The organism is Eoetvoesiella sp. (assembly GCF_035555955.1).
In the GTDB taxonomy this organism is placed as follows: Bacteria; Pseudomonadota; Gammaproteobacteria; order Burkholderiales; family Burkholderiaceae_B; genus Eoetvoesia.
This window is the reverse complement of the sequence record NZ_DATMGA010000055.1, coordinates 1-18,071: the sequence shown is the minus strand read 5'-3', so window position 1 is coordinate 18,071 and position 18,071 is coordinate 1. Positions and strand designations below refer to the sequence as shown.

Annotated in this window: 20 protein-coding genes; 12 read left to right on the top strand and 8 right to left on the bottom strand. The window is 61.4% G+C overall.

The window, feature by feature from the left end:
* Positions 1-68 precede the first annotated feature (68 nt).
* Positions 69-1,628: a phospholipase D family protein gene (locus tag VNT00_RS13150; RefSeq protein WP_325588167.1), complete on the top strand. Its 1,560-nt coding sequence runs from the start codon at positions 69-71 to the stop codon at positions 1,626-1,628.
* Positions 1,629-1,674: 46 nt separating this feature from the next.
* On the opposite strand, the gene VNT00_RS13145 is transcribed toward VNT00_RS13150, so the two are convergent.
* The gene (locus VNT00_RS13145; RefSeq protein WP_325588294.1) at positions 1,675-2,532 is read right to left on the bottom strand and encodes a LysR family transcriptional regulator; all 858 of its coding nucleotides are present in this window, start codon (positions 2,530-2,532) and stop codon (positions 1,675-1,677) included.
* A 122-nt stretch (positions 2,533-2,654) separates the two neighbouring features.
* Here VNT00_RS13145 and VNT00_RS13140 point away from each other — a divergent pair, with 122 nt between their 5' ends.
* Entirely contained in the window at positions 2,655-3,641 is a 987-nt protein-coding gene (locus VNT00_RS13140) for a quinone oxidoreductase family protein (protein ID WP_325588165.1), read from the top strand.
* 151 nt (positions 3,642-3,792) lie between these two features.
* Here the strand turns inward: VNT00_RS13140 and VNT00_RS13135 are convergent, their stop codons facing one another.
* Together VNT00_RS13135 and pdxR are read right to left on the bottom strand one after the other, a co-directional pair.
* On the bottom strand, positions 3,793-4,272 hold the full coding sequence (locus VNT00_RS13135) for a carboxymuconolactone decarboxylase family protein (protein WP_325588163.1): 480 nt from the start codon (positions 4,270-4,272) through the stop codon (positions 3,793-3,795).
* Between the two features lie 254 nt (positions 4,273-4,526).
* Positions 4,527-5,954, bottom strand: coding sequence for a MocR-like pyridoxine biosynthesis transcription factor PdxR (gene pdxR / locus VNT00_RS13130; RefSeq protein ID WP_325588161.1), 1,428 nt, complete (start codon positions 5,952-5,954; stop codon positions 4,527-4,529).
* A 145-nt stretch (positions 5,955-6,099) separates the two neighbouring features.
* On the opposite strand from pdxR, the gene VNT00_RS13125 reads away from it, so the two are divergent.
* From VNT00_RS13125 to VNT00_RS13115, 3 genes are read left to right on the top strand one after another with little or no spacing between them, the layout of a single operon-like run.
* A complete protein-coding gene (locus VNT00_RS13125; protein WP_325588159.1) occupies positions 6,100-6,543 on the top strand; it encodes a GNAT family N-acetyltransferase in 444 nt (147 codons plus the stop codon).
* Positions 6,543-7,163: an FMN-dependent NADH-azoreductase gene (locus tag VNT00_RS13120; protein WP_325588157.1), complete on the top strand. Its 621-nt coding sequence runs from the start codon at positions 6,543-6,545 to the stop codon at positions 7,161-7,163. The genes VNT00_RS13125 and VNT00_RS13120 overlap by 1 nt, the downstream gene beginning before the upstream one ends.
* On the top strand, positions 7,160-7,372 hold the full coding sequence (locus VNT00_RS13115) for a hypervirulence associated TUDOR domain-containing protein (protein ID WP_325588155.1): 213 nt from the start codon (positions 7,160-7,162) through the stop codon (positions 7,370-7,372). Before VNT00_RS13120 ends, VNT00_RS13115 begins: the two co-directional genes overlap by 4 nt.
* A gap of 7 nt (positions 7,373-7,379) precedes the next feature.
* On the opposite strand, the gene VNT00_RS13110 is transcribed toward VNT00_RS13115, so the two are convergent.
* On the bottom strand, positions 7,380-7,973 hold the full coding sequence (locus VNT00_RS13110; protein ID WP_325588153.1) for a HutD/Ves family protein: 594 nt from the start codon (positions 7,971-7,973) through the stop codon (positions 7,380-7,382).
* 194 nt (positions 7,974-8,167) lie between these two features.
* Between VNT00_RS13110 and VNT00_RS13105 the strand changes: the two genes are divergently transcribed.
* Positions 8,168-8,383, top strand: coding sequence for an antitoxin MazE family protein (locus VNT00_RS13105; RefSeq protein ID WP_325588151.1), 216 nt, complete (start codon positions 8,168-8,170; stop codon positions 8,381-8,383).
* On the top strand, positions 8,380-8,703 hold the full coding sequence (locus tag VNT00_RS13100; protein ID WP_325588149.1) for a type II toxin-antitoxin system PemK/MazF family toxin: 324 nt from the start codon (positions 8,380-8,382) through the stop codon (positions 8,701-8,703). The genes VNT00_RS13105 and VNT00_RS13100 overlap by 4 nt, the downstream gene beginning before the upstream one ends.
* Before the next feature lies 1 nt (position 8,704).
* Here VNT00_RS13100 and VNT00_RS13095 read toward each other — a convergent pair whose 3' ends face one another.
* Positions 8,705-9,577 (bottom strand): aldo/keto reductase family oxidoreductase, encoded by an 873-nt coding sequence (locus VNT00_RS13095; RefSeq protein WP_325588147.1) that lies wholly within the window; start codon positions 9,575-9,577, stop codon positions 8,705-8,707.
* Positions 9,578-9,682: 105 nt separating this feature from the next.
* On the opposite strand from VNT00_RS13095, the gene VNT00_RS13090 reads away from it, so the two are divergent.
* Positions 9,683-10,579, top strand: coding sequence for a LysR family transcriptional regulator (locus tag VNT00_RS13090; RefSeq protein ID WP_325588145.1), 897 nt, complete (start codon positions 9,683-9,685; stop codon positions 10,577-10,579).
* Positions 10,580-10,803: 224 nt separating this feature from the next.
* On the opposite strand, the gene acs is transcribed toward VNT00_RS13090, so the two are convergent.
* The 3 genes from acs to VNT00_RS13075 form a co-directional block, all read right to left on the bottom strand.
* Positions 10,804-12,885: an acetate--CoA ligase gene (acs, locus tag VNT00_RS13085; RefSeq protein ID WP_325588144.1), complete on the bottom strand. Its 2,082-nt coding sequence runs from the start codon at positions 12,883-12,885 to the stop codon at positions 10,804-10,806.
* A gap of 87 nt (positions 12,886-12,972) precedes the next feature.
* Positions 12,973-13,557: an acetate uptake transporter gene (locus VNT00_RS13080; protein WP_325588142.1), complete on the bottom strand. Its 585-nt coding sequence runs from the start codon at positions 13,555-13,557 to the stop codon at positions 12,973-12,975.
* A 142-nt stretch (positions 13,558-13,699) separates the two neighbouring features.
* Positions 13,700-14,884: a LysR family transcriptional regulator gene (locus VNT00_RS13075; RefSeq protein WP_325588140.1), complete on the bottom strand. Its 1,185-nt coding sequence runs from the start codon at positions 14,882-14,884 to the stop codon at positions 13,700-13,702.
* Between the two features lie 169 nt (positions 14,885-15,053).
* On the opposite strand from VNT00_RS13075, the gene VNT00_RS13070 reads away from it, so the two are divergent.
* The 4 genes from VNT00_RS13070 to VNT00_RS13055 all read left to right on the top strand — a co-directional run.
* Positions 15,054-16,031: an ABC transporter substrate-binding protein gene (locus VNT00_RS13070; protein ID WP_325588138.1), complete on the top strand. Its 978-nt coding sequence runs from the start codon at positions 15,054-15,056 to the stop codon at positions 16,029-16,031.
* Positions 16,032-16,037: 6 nt separating this feature from the next.
* Positions 16,038-16,829: an ABC transporter ATP-binding protein gene (locus VNT00_RS13065; RefSeq protein ID WP_325588136.1), complete on the top strand. Its 792-nt coding sequence runs from the start codon at positions 16,038-16,040 to the stop codon at positions 16,827-16,829.
* A complete protein-coding gene (locus tag VNT00_RS13060; RefSeq protein WP_325588134.1) occupies positions 16,826-17,635 on the top strand; it encodes an ABC transporter permease in 810 nt (269 codons plus the stop codon). Before VNT00_RS13065 ends, VNT00_RS13060 begins: the two co-directional genes overlap by 4 nt.
* On the top strand, positions 17,628-18,071 hold a 444-nt coding region (locus VNT00_RS13055), incomplete at its 3' end, for an ABC transporter permease (protein ID WP_414650938.1). The genes VNT00_RS13060 and VNT00_RS13055, both read left to right, overlap by 8 nt.

Below are 18,071 nucleotides of genomic sequence, written 5' to 3'. Positions count from 1 at the left end.
GCAAAACATTCCAACAGCGCGAAACGGCGGAAGGCGGTACCGTGACGGCATAACGGGCAGGCGGAATAATGAAACCACCAAAGCGCTCTGTGCTTTACCTTCCCCTCATCGGCCTCGCGACGATGCTCATTGGAGGCTGCGTTACCGCACCCTCGCTGCAAAACCGGCCCGCCTCGCACGCGCTTTCGGTCGATGAATCCCGGGCCACCACGCTGGGCAGGGCCGAAGCCAGGCTGGCCGCCGCACACCCGGGCAAAACGGGCATACACATGCTTTCGAACGCGCACGAGGCCTTCGCCGCGCGCGCCCTGCTGGCGCGGGCCGCACAGCGCACACTGGATATTCAATACTACATCTGGCACAAGGATCTGACCGGCACCCTGCTGTTCCAGTCGCTCAATGCTGCCGCCAACCGCGGCGTGCGCGTGCGCCTGCTGCTCGACGACCTGAACACTTCGGGGCTCGATCCCTTGCTGGCGGCGCTCGATGCCAACCCCAACATCGAAGTCCGGCTGTTCAACCCGTTTTTCATACGCGCCCCGCGCTGGATCAATTATTTAAGCGATTTCTCCCGCCTCAACCGCCGCATGCACAACAAATCGTTTACCGCCGACAACCAGGTGACCATCGTGGGCGGGCGCAACATCGGCGACGAATACTTCGGCGCGACGGACGACATGGTGTTCGCCGACCTGGACGTGCTGGCCATCGGGCCCGTCGTCAAGGACGTCTCGGACAGCTTCGACAGCTACTGGAGTAGCTTGTCGTCGTATCCCTCCAATCTGCTCTTGCCCGCGGCCAATCCCGCCTTGCTGCGGGAACTGGCCAACGACGCGGCCACCCTCGAACAAGACCCCCGCGCCCGCCCCTACCTGCAGGCGGTGGAAGGCTCCGGCCTGATCCGCCAGCTCCGGGACGGAACCATAGACTTGCAATGGGCCGACACGAAAATGGTCAGCGACGATCCGCGCAAAGGCCTGAACCAGGCGCCGGCCAGCCAACTCCTGCCCAGCAAGCTCGAGCGAATCGTCGGCAGGCCCAGGACCGACCTTGAATTGGTGTCGTCGTATTTTGTGCCCACCGCTGCCGGCGTGGACAGTTTCACGGCCATGGCCCGGCGTGGAGTCCAGATAAAAATACTGACCAATTCACTAGACGCCACCGACGTCGCCGCGGTTCATGCCGGCTATGCCAAATGGCGCAAGCCCTTGCTCGAAGCCGGCATAAAGCTATACGAAATGCGGCGCCTTTCCCCGGCAAGCCAGAAGCGGGAGAGAACCGGCCGCTTCGGCATTTCAGGCACCAGTCTGCACGCCAAAACCTTTTCGGTCGATGGTTCGCGCATTTTCGTGGGCTCGTTCAACTTCGACCCCCGATCCGCAAAACTGAACACCGAGCTGGGATTCGTCATCGACAGCCCGGTGCTGGCGCACGCCATCGCCAAGGCCTTCGACGACAAAGTCCCCGAGGTAGCCTACGAAGTGCATCTTACCGACACCGGCGACCTGTACTGGACAGAGGAAAAGGACGGAAAGGAAATCCGCCACGACACCGAACCCAACGCCAGCCTGTGGCGCCGCCTGGTGGTGAACTTTCTTTCGCTGCTGCCCATAGACTGGATGTTGTAGGACGGCGGCCTGTTCAGCGGCGACGGCGGATTGTGAACCTGAGTCCTTATATAAGCACCGATTCATGTTCGCGGCACAGCCGGGTAATGAACTGCGCAACCGCCTTGACCCTGGGAGAGCGCCGGACATCGGGATGAATGACCATCCACACATCCCGGCTCAGCACTCCTTCGTATCCCGGCAATCTCGACAAGGCCGGATCCTCGCCGGCAAGAAAATGCGGCAATACCGCCACGCCCAGGCCGCTACGGCAGGCCTGATACAGTGCGGCAGCGTCGTTGGACACAAAGGCGAAGCGCCTCCCCGCGGCCAGTTCGTGCAGCCACTTCTGCTGTGGCGTCTCCCGCAAGACATCATCGTAGCCGATGAATTCCCACTCACTGGCCGGGCGGTTCCGCCATTTTTGCGCGGCATACAGGCTGTAACCCATGCCGGCAAGAGGCCGGCCGGCCAGACCGAGTTCCTGCGGACGGGAAAGCCGCAAGGCAAGGTCCGCCTCGCGTCGATACAGATTGGCCTGGCGCGATTCGCCGATCAGCTCCAGCGTAATGCCCGGCCATTGCCGGGCAAGCGCCGCCAGGCGCGGCGCCAGAAAATGGCTGGCAAGGACCGGCGGCGCCGACACCCTGACGACACCCTGCACCGCCCCGATTCCCATGCTGGCACGGCTGAATGCAAGGGTTTGCTCTTCAATGCGGTACGCATGAGCCAAAAGGGCTTCCCCCTCGACGGTCAGGTTCCAGCTCTTGGCCAACCTGTCGAACAAGCGGATGCCGATCTTCTTCTCCAGTGCGCCAACGCGGCGCGATACCGTCGAATGCTCCACGCCCAGCACCCGGGCCGCCGCCGTCAGCGTCCCTTGCCGTGCCAGCTCGAGAAAATAGCGCACATCGTCCCAGGCCAGGGCTTCGTTGGCGACCGCATTTTCTGATGATTTTTGCACAATCAATGCCAATTTTTTCCTATTTCGGATAAATTTTGCACTGATTATCCTATCCCTTCAACACATTTCTGAAGGGTATCGTCATGAAAAACCTGTCTCAGCACGTACGCATCCACGCCTATGGCGCGGCCGAAAAACTCGGGGTGGAGCTGCTCGAGGTGCCGCCGCCTTCAGCCGGGGAAATCCAGATCCGGCACACGGCAATAGGCGTCAACTTCGCCGATATCTACTACCGCACCGGCTTTTATTCCTTGCCCGGCCTGCCGGCGACATTGGGCATCGAAGGCGCAGGCCTGATCCAGGCAGTGGGGCCGGGAGTCACTGGCTTCGCCGCCGGGCAACGGGTTGCTTATGCCGGCCCTCCGGTCGGCAGCTACGCGGCTATCCGGAACCTGCCCGCTGAACGTGCCATCCCGCTGCCGGAAGGCATCCCGTCCGACATTGCGGCGGCCTCCATGTTGCGCGGGATTGCGGCCCACATGCTGTTCGCCTATGTGCGTCCGGTAAAGCCTGGCGACACCATACTCGTGCATTCCGCAGCGGGCGGCCTGGGGCTGATACTGACGCAATGGGCGAGAACGTTGGGCGCCCGGGTCATCGGAACCGCGGGAAGCCGCGCCAAAGCCGACCTGGCCCTTGAGCACGGCATCGACCGGATCGTGCTGTACCGCGAGGAAGACTTCGTCGCCGCGGCAAAGGACTTTACCCATGGCAAGGGCGTCGATTACGCCATCGATGGAGTGGGCGGCGAAACCTTCAGGCGCACGCTGGATGCGGTGGGGCCTTACGGCATGGCGGCCAGCATAGGCCAGGCGTCGGGCGAGATCGGCACCATCCACCCCTCGGAACTGGGCCCTTCCCGTTCCATTGCGATTACGCGCCCCAGCGTCTTGCACTTCATGGCCGACCCAAGCCGCTACCGCGAAGGCGCCAAGGCCACGCTGACCAAACTGGAGGAGGGATTGAGAGTCCGGATAGGGACACAGCTTCCCCTGAAAGAGGCTGCGCAAGCGCATAGCTTGATGGAATCCGGACAAACCGCCGGCTCGATCCTGCTGTATCCGGAATAGTCCGTAACAGTGCCAGTCGAATCCCGTATCGGGGCAAGCAGTCCATCGACAGACTTGCCAGCTGCGGCCGATGCAAACCGGTCGCTGCCGCCTGTTTGCGTAAACACCGACGACGGCCGCAGGCAGCAACAGACTCGACCCGCCGAACCGCTTACGAAAGCCCGGCCTTGTCCAGCCCGAACGCCGCATCCGACGAGCCGGGAACGGTTCTGAAGGCGACATTCAGGCGGTTCCAGCCGTTGATCCCCACCACCAGGAACGTCAGGTCGGAGATTTCCTGTTCCGACAACTGGGCGCGCACTTCGTTGTAAATGTCGTCGCTTACGCCATGCGCCGGGATTTGGGTAAGCGCCTCCGTCCAGGTCAGCGCGGCGCGCTCGCGCGCATTGAACAGGGGCGACTCGCGCCAGATGGCCACATGGTGCAGGCGCAACTCGCGCTCACCGTGGATTTTTCCTTCTTTGACGTGCATGTCCAGGCAGTACGCGCAGCCATTGATCTGGGAGGCGCGCATCGTCACCAGAACGCCGAATTCCTTCACCGCCGGCTTGCTCTTCATGGAAGTACTGAAATCCAGGTATTTCTTGGCAATATCGGGGGAAACTTCAAAGTAGTTCAAACGAGCACTCATCAACGACTCCTATTGGAAAATAATGCCCGGACGCGGCGCCGCACCATGCAGTAACGGCCTCGCCGCGCTACGACAATCTATCTTGCCGCCAGGCCCGACAACAATATATTGATGGAACTTGGCCTATTTAAAAAGTGCCAAGAAGCAGTTTTTGGTATAGGCCATATTATGGGTGCGGGCCTTTATCGCTTCCACCCCCATGCGGGCCACGGCAACCACCGTTTTCCGCGATCTCGCACACACCCGCACCGCCGCTACAGCAAGGCCAGGATGCGTTTGCCCAACTGCTGCGCCTGATGCTGCGATTCGATATTGGTAAAACTCAATAGCAACCCCGGCTGAACCTCGGCTTGCGTCGCCCAACCCGACAAGGCTTCGGCAAACATGCCATGCTCGCGCATCAACGCGTTCAGGGCCTTGTCCGATTGGCGCCCGCCAAGCCGCAGCACCAAATGCATGCCGCCCGGCTGCGGCTGGATATGCATGCCCGCCGCACCTAGCACCTGGCCCAGCCCCTCCGCCACCGCGGTTCGGCGCTCGGCGTAAAGCTTTCTCATGCGATGGATGTGCCGCGCGAAATGTCCTTCGTTCATGAAAGACGCCAGAATCGCCTGGCCAAGCTCCGGAACTCCGGCGGAAAAAACCTCCCGGGTTCGCCCGAACCGTTCGACCTGGGACTCGGGCACCACCAGATAGCCCACCCGTATGCCGGGGAACATGACCTTGCTGAAGGTGCCCGCATACAGTACCCGGCCATGGCGATCCAGGCTTTTGAGGGCAGGCAGGGGACGGCTTGCATACCGGTATTCACCGTCGTAGTCGTCCTCGATGATCCATGATTTTTTTTGCCTGGCCCATTCCAGCAATGCCAGCCGCCTGGGCAGGGAAAGCGACAGGCAAAGCGGGCTTTGATGCGCCGGAGTCACCACCACCGCCCTGGCGTCGGGCGCAGTCTGCACGCCCCGCGACACCACCAGCCCGTCGTCGTCGACCGGAACCGGAACCAGCTCGATCCCCATCTGCCCAAGCAATTTGCGGGTGGGCGGATACCCTGGATCTTCCACCCATGCCTGATCCCCCTCGCGAAGCAGCGCTTCGGCAATCAAGTGCAGCGTGTCCCGATACCCCGAAGTAATGAACACCTGCTCCGGCGCGCAAGTGATTCCCCGCGCCATTTGCAGATAGGCGGCAATGGCCTGGCGCAAGCCGTGCAGACCCTGCACCGGAGGATAGGCCATCTCGACCGCCTGCATGGCGCGCAGGTGCCTGGCGCCCAGCCGCGCCCATATTTTCCGGGGAAAGGCATCCAGCGCGGGCAAACCCAACTGGAAAGGCAGCACGGTGGGCGGATGCCAGCCGAATTCTTTGCCACGCCTGGCCGATGCCGGCGCGGGCTTTACCGCCATGGCCTGGGATGCGACGATTCCGGGAGTAACAATGGTGCCGGCCTGGCCCCGAGGCTGGACGTAGCCCTCCGCAGCCAGCAGGGCATAGGCGGTTTCGACAGTTCCCCGGGCCAGGCCGAGCTCTTTGGCCAGCGCCCTGGCCGAGGGAATGCGCCCACCCGGCTTGAGCAGACCATCGGCGATGGCCCCCTGGAAACGCCAATAGATTTGCCGGTACAGCGGCTGATCCTGGGAAGAATCCACCGTCAGCAGGCTGTGGTTGTTGGAAGCAGACATGGCCCAATCACAATATTGATTTATGGATCTTTTAATTATGGCATTCCGAACCTAGCATGGATAGTGCCGCCGGTACCGCAAGGGAAAAGCCCGCGCGCACCGACGCCATCACTCACCATTCATCCCTAACCTCAAGAAGCCGTCCATGAACGATATAGAACTACGCCATGCCGAAACCGATGATGACCTGCGCGCCTGCTTTGCCGTCATGCGGGAATTGCGGCCCAACCTGCAGAACGACGCCGACTTCCTGCAGCGCATCGCGCGGATGCGTGGGGAAAGCTACCAACTGCTTGCCGCCTGGCAGGCCGGCAAGCCCATTGCCCTGGCCGGATATCGGCATCAGGAAAACCTCATACACGGCCGCTTCCTCTACGTCGACGACCTGATCGTCACGGAAAAAAGCCGCAGCAGCCGATGGGGCGCCAGGCTGCTGGACGAAATGGAGGCCATCGCCCGCAACACCGCATGCCAGCGACTGGTGCTGGACACCGGCCTGGCAAACGCCCTGGCGCAACGGTTCTACTTCCGGTGGGGGCTGCTGACCAGCGCAATACGCTTCGGCAAACCCCTGGCGGAGGGCAGCTGATGAACCTATTGCACATCGCTTGCAGCCCGCGCGGCGCACAGTCCGAAAGCTACCGGCTTTCGCTGGAGATCATCGCGCATATGGAAAAGCGTCACGGCGAAACGCCTCTTGCCATAGAAAAGCTCAATGCCGGCACGCTGGCCCACGTCGATGTGGAATACGCCGACGCGGTGGGCTACCGCGTAGAGCCTCCGGGCGGCCCCTTCGACCCGGGCTCGCTGAGCCAGTCCGAGCAACTGATACGCACCCTGGAAAACGCCGACACCCTCGTAATCGCCACGCCCATGCACAACTACACGGTTCCATCGGGGCTCAAGGCATGGATAGACCACGTCGTGCGGGTGCGCCGCAGCTTTCGCTCCACCCCGCAGGGAAAGGTGGGCATACTGCCGGACCGCCCGGTATTCGTCGCGGTATCGTCGGGGGGCAGGTACTCCGGCGAAAACGCCCGGCAACCCGACTTCCTGACACCCTATCTGAAAGCCGCGCTGGCAACCATAGGCCTGAAGGACGTGACCTTCTTTTCCGTCGAAGGAACCGCCCTGGACAATGAGTCGGTCGCCGCGTCCAGGCGCCTGGCCAGTCGGGCAATGGCGGAGCACTTCGAGGTAATGACATGACCACGAAATTCAAGATCGGCGACCACGTAGGCTGGAACTCCGAAGCCGGCCGGGTCAGCGGCCGCATCATCGAAATCCATACCAAGGATTTCCCGCACAAGGGCTATACGCGCCACGCCAGCGCGGACGATCCTCAATATGCGATCAAAAGCGATAAAACCGAGCACATCGCCATGCACAAGGGCTCGGCCTTGCACAAGCTGGACTGAGTGGCGCCTACACCTTGCGTATACGGGCATCGATCAGCATTGCGCCATCCTGTTCCGGCACGATGTCAACGGCGGCGCTGCGACAGCCGGCCGGCAATTCCACCAACAGGCTGTCGCCCGCGGCAAGCCGATAGCCGCTTGCAGGCCCGGATTCCGGCAATACCGCGAATACGCCTTCCACACAATGCAGGACAGCGCTTCCCACGGATAGGACCAGCCTTTGCGCGGCATGCCTTACGGCAAGTTCGCCCGCGAACCCTTGGTCCCGCCGAACCATGAGATTGAAATCCCGTATGGAGCCAGCGGGCAATTCGGCGGACAACACGGCCTCGCCCGCGAACGCGAACGGCTCTCCACGCCGCAAGCCGCGCCGTCCTTGGTCGGCGGCGTCGACAAGCACCATGCACTCTCCGTGCGTCACGACGATGTGGCGATCGATGCCCGGGAATAGGGAAAACAGGCCGGCTTGGCCGACGTCCGCCGCGCTGATGCGCCAGGCAAAGGTATCCAGGTTGGCGCCTTCGGGGAAGATGGCGATCTGGCGGGTCGTGCCGCCGCCGTTCTTCCATGGAACGGGAGTGATGTCCGACGCCCGGATCAAACAAAAGTCGATCTCCGGTGAAGTCGCGGCAAGGGGTGACGGCATTGGCTTATTTGGTTGGTGGGACACATATTGCACTATAACAATGACAGTTACGGCGACCACCGTCCTTTCTATGCCTGGCTAAATCGGTTGCTTTTATATATCATGCAAAGTAACATGAAACTAAACATGTTTAACACTGAGGCCACCCAATGAGCGACATATCAACAGAGAAGGTAACGCGCCATCGCGCCCGGCTGCGCGCCAGCGGCATGAGGCCGATTCAGTTATGGGTTCCCGACACCCGCGCATCCGACTACATCGACCGCATCAAACGCCAATGCCTGGCACTGCACAATGATCCGGCCGAGCGTGACGTCCTGGCATTCACCGAAGCCGCCGCTGACGATACCGAAGGCTGGAAATGATCCACCGGGGTGATTTCGTTGTAGTGTCGCTACAAGGCAGCTATGGCAAGCCCCGGCCTGCCCTAGTCATCCAGTCCGACCTCCTGAGCGAACTCGATAGCGTAATGATCTGCCCAGTGACCAGCGAGATAAGGGATGCCGCATTTCGCGTCGTTGTAGAACCCGATGCACTCAACGGCCTACAGGCACTTTCACAGGTCATGGTCGACAAGGTGGCCACACTGCCCCGCTCGAAAGTCGGGCCCGCTTTCGGACGTTTGAACGCTGACAAAATGCGGTCAGTCGAGCGGGCCTTGCTGGTTGTTACCGGGATCGCCTGAATCAAGCAGTCCCTGCCACACCATCCAGCTCCCGAATCGCGTCATCCGGCAACACGAGCTCGGCCGCGGCCAGGTTTTCCCGCAGGTGCCCAACCGACGAGGTGCCTGGAATCAGGAGGATGTTGGGTGAGCGGCGCAGCAGCCAGGCAAGCGCCACCTGCATGGGCGTGGCCTTCAGCCGCTCGGCGACGCCGGACAAGATGGAGGACTGCAAAGGGTTGAATCCGCCCAGCGGGAAAAACGGCACGTAGGCGATGCCGTCCCGGGCCAGGTCGTCGATGAGGGCATCGTCATCCCGGTGCGCCAGGTTGTACTGATTCTGCACGCAGGCAATTTCACAAAGCCCGCGCCCTTCGGCGATCTGCGCCGCGGTCACATTGCTCAGCCCGATGTGGCGCACCAGGCCTTGCCGTTGCAGCTCGGCGACGACCGTGAGCGGCTCTTCGATGGACCCTTCCGCCGGGCCATGAATGCCGAACATGCAGCGAAGATTGACGACTTCAAGAACGTCGACGCCGAGGTTGCGCAGGTTGTCGTGCACCGCCTGGATCAGTTCTTCGCGCGAAAAAGCCGGCAGCCACGAGCCATCCTCGCCGCGCCGGGCGCCGATCTTGGTGACGATGACGAGATCGTCCCGATAGGGATGCAAGGCCTTGCGGATCAATTGGTTGGTAATGTGCGGGCCGTAGAAATCGCTGGTGTCGATATGATCGACGCCGCGCGCAACAGCCTCGCGCAGCACGGCCAGCGCCGCATCGCGATCCTTGGGCGGGCCGAACACGCCCGGCCCCGCCAGTTGCATGGCGCCGTAGCCCAGACGCTTTACAGGGCGGCTGCCCAGAACGAGGCTGCTGGATGACTGAATATTGGACATGACCGGTTTCCTTTGAATGAACGATAAGACATCGTAGACAGATTCCATCTGCTTGATAAGCACACCCAATCAATACATACTGTGCTGATTTACGCACAACACACTATGAAAGTGGATCTGGCCAATTTGAACGCCTTCGTGGCCGTGGCGCGTGCCGGCGGTTTTCGCGAGGGCGCGCGCGCCAGCGGCAGCAGCGCTTCCGCGCTGAGCGAGGCGGTGCGCCGCCTGGAGGCCCAGCTTGGCGTGCGGCTGCTGAACCGCACCACGCGCAGCGTCGTTCCCACCGAGGCGGGCGAGGGCCTGTTGCAACGGCTGGGCCCCGCCCTGACCGAGGTCGAGGCGGCCCTCGACGTCGTGAACGGCTTTCGAGACAAACCAACGGGTTCGCTGCGCCTGAATGTTCCGGTCAGCGCGGCGCGGCTGGTATTGCCCCGCATCGTCCCGCCCTTCCTGGCCGCTTACCCCGACATCCGCCTGGAAATCATTACCGAGGACAGCTTCGTCGATGTGATCGCGGCTGGATGCGATGCCGGCATCCGCTACGACGAACGGCTGGAGCAGGACATGATTGCCGTGCCCATCGGGCCGCGCGTCCAGCGCTTCGCCACCGCCGCGTCCCCCGCCTATCTCGATCGCCACGGCCGGCCGAGGCACCCGCGCGAACTGCTCGGGCATGCCTGCCTGCGCAGCCGCTTCTCCAGCGGAGTGATGACGTCTTGGGAGTTCGAGCGGAACGGCGACGTGCTGCGGGTAGACCCCACGGGGCCGCTGCTGGTTCGCGCCGGCGGAGGCACCGACCTTGCCATCGAGGCCGCCATCGCCGGCGTGGGCGTCATCTATCTTTTCGAGGACTGGCTGCGCCCCTACCTCGACAGCGGCGCCCTCGAGCCCGTGCTAGAACCGTGGTGGCCACGCTTTTCAGGCCCCTTTCTTTACTACCCCGGACGCCGCCTGGTTCCCGCGCCTTTGCGGGCTTTCATTGATTTCATCAAAGAGTCCTGACGATCCGCCCACAGCGTTGCGCACAACCGCTCCCACGTCCAGCGACTGGATCGCATCGATCACCATCTCCCAGCGGCCCTCTTCGCACAGGCCGCCAAGCCCCGCCCTCTCGTACCCCTCCATCGCCGCGTGCAGGCACGCGGCCCGCACCGCCTCGGCGGCCTGGTTCAGCTTTTCCTCCGAAATTTTCCGTTCCATAGGCATATTCCTGGAAAGGTTCTCCACTACGGCTTGGCCTGCTCTTCACCCGCGGCAGCCTGCTTGCCCTGCACCATCGTGCGAATCTCGTCCACGACCGCCGCGTTGGCCAGGGTCGTTACGTCGCCCACGTCACGGCCGTTGGAAATCGCGCCAAGCACCCGGCGCATGATCTTGCCGGATCGGGTCTTGGGCATGTCGGGCACAATGAGCACCTGCCGCGGCCGCGCGATCTTGCCGATCATGTCCTCGCACGCCTTGACGACCCGCTCGGCAACGTCATCCGTGTTCTTCGCATCCGGGCTAAGGGAAACATACACGTCGGGCACGCGCCCCTTCACCTCATCCACGACGGGCACCACCGCGGCTTCCGCCACTTCCGGCACCGTCATGCATGCCGACTCGATCTCCTTGGTGCCCAGCCTGTGGCCCGAAACGTTGATCACGTCGTCCAGTCTGCCGAGGATGCGGAAGTACCCGTCCTGCGCCTGCATCGCGCCGTCGCCCGACATATAGGGCCAATCGCGCCAGTCCTTGCTCTTGGGGTTCCTGCAATAGCGCTTGTAATAGGTGTCGACGAAGCGCTGGTCATCGCCCCAGATGGTCTGCATGATTCCCGGCCAGGGATTGCGGATGCACATATTGCCGGCCTGGCCGGAGCCCTTGGGCACTTCCTTGTCATCATCGTCGTAGATGACCGGGTAAATGCCCGGCAGGGCGGGGCCGGCGCTGCCGGGCTTCATGGCATCGAGCGCGGGCACTGTGCTGCACAGGAAGCCGCCCGTCTCGGTCTGCCACCATGTGTCCACGATCACGGCTTCGCCCTTGCCCACCTCGTCGTAATACCAGCGCCAGGCGCTGGGTTCGATGGGTTCGCCCACGGTCGTCATGTGCTTGAAGTGGTAATTGCACTTCCTGGGTTCCTCGGGCCCCTGCCGCCGCAACGCGCGCACGGCCGTCGGCGAGGTATGGAAGATATTCACCCCCAGACGCTCGGCGATGCGCCACGGACGCCGCACGTCGGGATACGTGGGAGTGCCCTCGTAGACCACGCTGGTTGCGGCCAGCAGCAGCGGGCCATAGACAATGTACGAATGCCCCGTGATCCAGCCGATGTCGGCCATGCACCAGTAGGTGTCCGTGGGGTGAATGTCCTGAATGTATTTGGACGTGCCGGCCACATACGCCAGGTAGCCGCCGGTGCGGTGCTGGCATCCCTTGGGCTTGCCGGTGGTGCCGCTGGAATACATCAGGAACAAAGGCGCTTCGGCATCCATCGACACCGGCTCCACCCGCTTGCCCTTGTACTGCTCGAGGACTTCGTTCACGAAAAAGTCGCGTCCCTCGACCATAGGCGCGGCTGAACTGTACTTGCCCGGATACCGTTGCCAGATCAGGACTTTGTCGACTTCCTGCCCCATCTCTTTTGCCGTTTTCACCGCAATGTCGGCATTGACCTTGTGGTCGATCAGCTTGCCCGAACGCCAATAGGCGTCTGCCGAGATAAGGATCCGGCTGCCGGAGTCCTGGATGCGCGAACCGCAGGACTGGCCCGAGAACCCGCCAAACACCTGAGAGTGGACGACCCCAAGCCGCGTGCAGGCCAGCATCGTAATGGGCAGATCGAGCGTCATCGGAAGATGCAAAGTCACCCTGTCGCCCGCCTTGAGCCCGCAGAAGTCGCGCAGCAGCGCCGCCATCTCGTTCACGCGCACGTACAGCTCCTGGTAAGTCAGCGCCGCCGGCGGGTCTTCCTCGGGTTCACCGACAAAGATGAAGGCCGCCTTGTTGCGATACTGCGCCAGATGGCGGTCGACGCAGTTGAAGCACGCATTGAGCTTGCCTCCCGTAAACCATTTCCAGAAAGGCGGATTGTTCGTGTCGAGCACCGTGGAGTACGGTGTCGACCAAGTCAGCATGTCCGCATATTCCTTGAAGCAATCGGGAAAATTATCTTCGCCGAATCGCTTGCGAATATCCGGATCGCGCATATTCGCCTGCTCGATGAATGCCCTCGGCGGCTGGAAATACTGCTCTTCCTTCCAGTGCACCGCAATCTGGGCCTCGGTGGCCTCGGTGCGTTCCTCGGCGTGAGTCTTGTTGGTCATAACCGTCATCTCCTTGCCGGAGCGGGACGCTATCGAGCCGGCCGGCAGCAATAGCGCGCTCCGTGCCTGTTTGTATCGACTGTTTGTTCAATCGGAAATGGGCGCGCCCAGAGGCAGGACCGTGCGATTGAAAGTTATGTTGGTTACCAGCGCGAAGCTCGTGTATACCGCGATGAGCCCGCACAGGACGCCAACCCACCCGCCGGCAACGCTAAGGCCGCTCACACCCAGCAATGCGCCAAAGCCCAGCAGGAAAAAGGTGATCCACAGGGTAAGGAATACCCACCAAAGCGCTTTGTTCAGCTTGAACGTGGCCACCCACATGTAAAGCGTGAATACCCCCCAGCCGAGCAAGGCCACCGCAATGGTGCTGCCGGCCTGCGAGAGGTCCAGCACGCCATGCCCGCCAAGCAGAACCAGGAACGTAAACCACCACCAGAACGCGCCGTACGACAGAAACGCCACCATGCCGAACGTATTGCCGCCCTTGAATTCCAGCAGCCCGGCCAGTATTTGAATGAGACCGCCAAACGCGAACGCTAGCGGCAACACCACCTGCTCGCCGCCCTTGGGCAGCACGCCCGCGTTGATCAGGCTGAGCATTACCGTGGTGAACCCGAAACCGACCAGTCCCAACGGGGCGGGGTTGGCTTGTTTGATTTCTTCTGCCATGAAAGTCTCCTGTCAAGGACACTCAATCCCCCATAGCTTTATTCGTTTATCATGCGCTTACAGGGATGACATTTCAAGGTATTTCCGGGGGGATTTTGTTCAAGATGACAGGAAGCTGAACAGACTGCGCGCACGCGGGGATTCATCGGTTCATGATGTCGGCCGCAGCACGCTCGATATGCTGCATGAATATTTCGCTCAACGATGAAAGCTGCGCATCCCTGCGAAAAATAAAGCCCATGTCCCGTTCAGTGCCGGGGAGCTCGACATCCAGCATCCGCACTTCACCCGAAGCGATTTCATAGGCCAGGTATTCCGGGGACACCGCGGAGACGACATCGCTATGCTGCAAAAGGCCTCGCAATATTCCAAGATCGCCTGCTTGAACCGAGACATGCGGCGGCTTGACGCCAAGGCGTAGAAACAGATTGTTCAGCAGCTCGCGCGTCGGCGCCCCCCTATCCCGCAATACCCACGGATAACGCACCAGGTCGGCGATTTCCACCCTGTCCTTTGCACTCAGAGGATGTCCCGCACGCACCACCGCGACCAATCGGTCCCGGCCGATTACTCGAACCTGAAAATCGCGATGGGCATACTCCGCGCTCAGGCCTGTCAGGATGAAGTCGATCTCACCCGATCGCACACCTTCGAACAGGATTTCAAAAGGCGCATCCACCATGGACACCTGGATATTGGGATGCTTGCCGATCAGCGTTGCAATCGCCTGAGGCAGAACACGGGTACGCAAGGCAGGAAGCGCCGCAAACCTCAGGTGCCCGGACATTTCGCCGCGATGCTGCGCAATATCGACTTCCAGGTGCCGCAGTTCTGCCAAGACCCGCTGAACGTGGAACAGCAGGAGGTCGCCCGCCTCGGTTATGGCCATACCCTTGGATGTGCGCCGGAACAAGCGCAGCCCCAAAGAATCTTCGACCTGGCGAAGCAGCGCGCTGACCCCAGGCTGCGACAATCCCATTATCGCCGCGACGCTGGGCATATGTCCCATCTCGCGCAGACGCACCAACACGGCCAACTGCCGTTCGCCGACCAGCATCGAGAATAACGGCGCATTGGAAGGCGCCTGGTACGGCGCCAGTTCGATGGAAGCCAGCCGCAGCTCCCCGGCGATTCGTTTTGCCCGCCGATAAGCGGCATCGCCGAAGCGGGTGGGCGCCATCCCCGAAGGCTCTCTGTCGAAAAGATTCGCTTCGAACGCAATTTCGAGTTGGCGGATGGAATTGGCCACTGCCGAAGAAGTGCGTAAAAGGTGCTCCGCCGCGCGGACGATGCTGCCCGCCTCGACAACCGCGATAAGCGCCCGCAAGTGCCGCAAATAATTTCTTTCGCTCATGCCAAGCACCTCTTGCGCAGCCAGGTAGACATCATCCGATAAGTAAAATCGTTTCAGGGAACAGCATAACTCACTACCCATCGCGCCGGTGGAAACCTACACTATTTGCAGGCAAATCAGTTATAGCCATAAAGGAGAAGACATGATGCCGCATCTCAAAAAGGCGCTGGGCGGCGCCTTGTTCGCACTGCTGTCCCTGGGTTTCAGCACCAGTCACGCCGACCCGCTCACCCTGCGGGTCGGATACGGTTCAGCGGCCGAGGAGCCGCTATGGGTCATGAAAGCCTCACCCGAAGTCACCCCCAACCAGGGCAAGGCCTATAAGCTCGACTACACCTTCTTCCGGGGAACCGATAAGCGTTTTCAAGCTCTCGAAGCCGGCGATCTCGACATTGCCACCGGTTCCACCCACAGCGTCATGATGGCCGCGGCCCACGGCTTGAAATTCAAGGTTGTCGCGTCCCTGTCCCGCGAGGGCGGCAACGGCTTTGCCACGCAATACATGGCGCTGGACACTTCGCCCATCAAGACGATCAAAGACCTCAAGGGCAAAACCATCGGCATCAACGGGGCCCGTTCCTCTGCCGAGATCTGGGCGCGTCTTGCGTTGACCAAGAACGGCCTAGATCCCGCCCGCGACGTCAAATGGGTAGCCATCCCGTTTCCAAGCCAGGGCGAAGCCGTGCGAGCCGGCCAGCTCGACGTGGGCGCCTTTCCCCAGCCATTTGCCGCATTCGAAGAAAAACGTGGCGGCATGCACACTGTGTTCACGTCCACCGACGGCACCGGTCACGAAGAAGACCTGATGCTGCTGCTGGCCAGTGAAAAAATGGTGAAGGAACATCCCGACGTACTCCGCGCCTTCCTGGCCGACCTGGTAAAAGCCGCTCATTTCTACGCCAGGGAACCACGTAAAAGCGGCCAGGAACTCATCGCTGCCAAGTTCGTCAACATCCCTCTGGACACGTTCGTCAACATGCGGAAAAACGGGCTTCCCCTGGACGGCAAAGTCAATATGGACGCCATGCACAGCCTGGTGGACGACTTGACAAAATTCGGCTACATCGACACGAAGCTGGATCTGAAACAAGTCATCGACATGTCCTATCTGCCGGGGTAAGCAAGCATGCAGCCAAGTACGGAATACCTGAAAGCCGAAGGAATATCCAAGCAATTCCTGCGTAATGGCCAAGCCGTCGTCGCCCTGGAGAACTTCGACCTTTCGATTTCCGAAGGCGAGTTCGTCAGCATAGTGGGGCCCTCCGGCTGTGGGAAGAGCACCTTCCTTCACATCGTCGGAGGCTTCGAAGCCCGCACGGGAGGCACGATCAGCCTTGCCGGACAGCCCGTTTCGAAACCCGGCCCGGATCGCGGCATGCTGTTCCAGGACTACGCCCTGTTTCCTTGGCGCACAGTCCTTGGCAATGTCGCCTGGGGCCTGGAAGTGAAGGGCCTGGACAAGTCCGAGCGGCTTGCCCTTGCCCGCAAGTACATCGACATGGTGGGACTTTCCAAGTTCGAGAACAGCTATCCAGGCGAACTCTCTGGCGGCATGCAGCAACGCGTCGCGTTGGCGCGCACACTGGCCTACGAGCCCCAAATGCTGCTCATGGACGAACCATTCGGCGCGCTGGATGCGCAAACGCGCGAACTGATGCAGGAAGAATTGACCGATATCTGGCAGCAGAATCGCCGGACCGTGCTCTTCGTCACCCACGACATCGAAGAAGCCATCTACCTTAGCGACCGGATCATTGTTTTCACGGCGCGGCCCGGCCGCATCAAGGCCGACCTGCGCGTAAACCTGCCGCGCCCGCGTTCCGCTGCCATTAGAAAATCGCAGGCGTTCATGGGTCAGCACGCCGAAATCTGGGACATGCTGCGCGAGGAAGTCCTGCGGGCCAAGGAGGCGGCATGACCGCCCTGCGCAAGAGTGTTGCCTGTCCGGCCCGCGCGCGCAGTACGTTGCGCGGCCTGATCGGCTGGACGCTTCCCGTCCTGCTGCTGGTTGCGATGCAATGGGCCGCTGGCCGCCACGACGCGCCTCGCTACGTGGTGGCGCCGACAACCATAGCCGCCACCATCTGGCACCTGCTCGTCAGCGGCGAACTATACGTCGACACCGTGGCATCGGGCATCCGATCCTATAGCGGCTTCGTCCTTGGCGCCACGTTCGGTGTGTTCATCGGACTGCTCAGCGCCGTATGGCGCAAGGCGGAGGCTTTCTTCGACCCACTGGTATCGACCTTGTACCCCGTACCCAAAATCGCGCTTCTGCCGGTAATCATCACCTGGCTGGGATTCGGCGACATCTCCAAAATTGCCGTCATCGCGGTGGCGGTTTTCTTCCCGACCTTCATCAATACCTTGTACGGAGCCCGGGCCACGCCCGTCCGCCTGATCTGGGCGGCGCGCAATATGGGTGCAAAGCGCGCCTATATTTTCTGGCACGTCGTGTTGCCGGCCGCCCTGCCGCAAATCTTCACCGGACTGCGGACTGGCCTGGCCTTGTCGTTCATCGTTTTGTTCGCCGCCGAAATGGTGGGCTCGCACAATGGCCTGGGCGACCTCATCATGCGTTCGCAAGACGCCATGCGATACGACTGGATGTATGCGGCGATCCTGGCCATCGGTTTGCTGGGTTTCATCAGCGACAGGATTCTACTGGCGGTTCGGCGCAAGCTCCTGGCGAACAAATACTCGGGAGAAGCGAACCGTGGCTAAAAACATGCTTGCCGCCGTCCGGCGAACAGCCGCTGTGCTCTACCCGCTTGTGCTCCTGGCCATTTTCTGGGAGGTGCTTTCGCGCACCGGACTGGTGTCGCCACGGCTGATGCCATCGCTGGGCGCCATCGGCACGGCCTTTGTCAAAGGCGTCTGGAGCGGCGAAATCATTCACCACGCCTCGGTCTCGCTGCTGCGTGCGCTCAGCGGCTTCGGCATCGCCATCGTCGCGGGCATATTGCTAGGCGTGTTCATGGCACGGATCCGCTGGTTCGAACAACTGGTCGAACCGATATTTTCGTTCGGCTATCCCGTGCCGAAAATCGCGCTGTACCCCGTGTTCATCCTGATACTGGGCTTCGGGTCTTCATCGAAAATCGCCTTGATAGCCCTGGAATGCTCCTTTCCGATCGCCGTCAATACCTATTTCGGCATA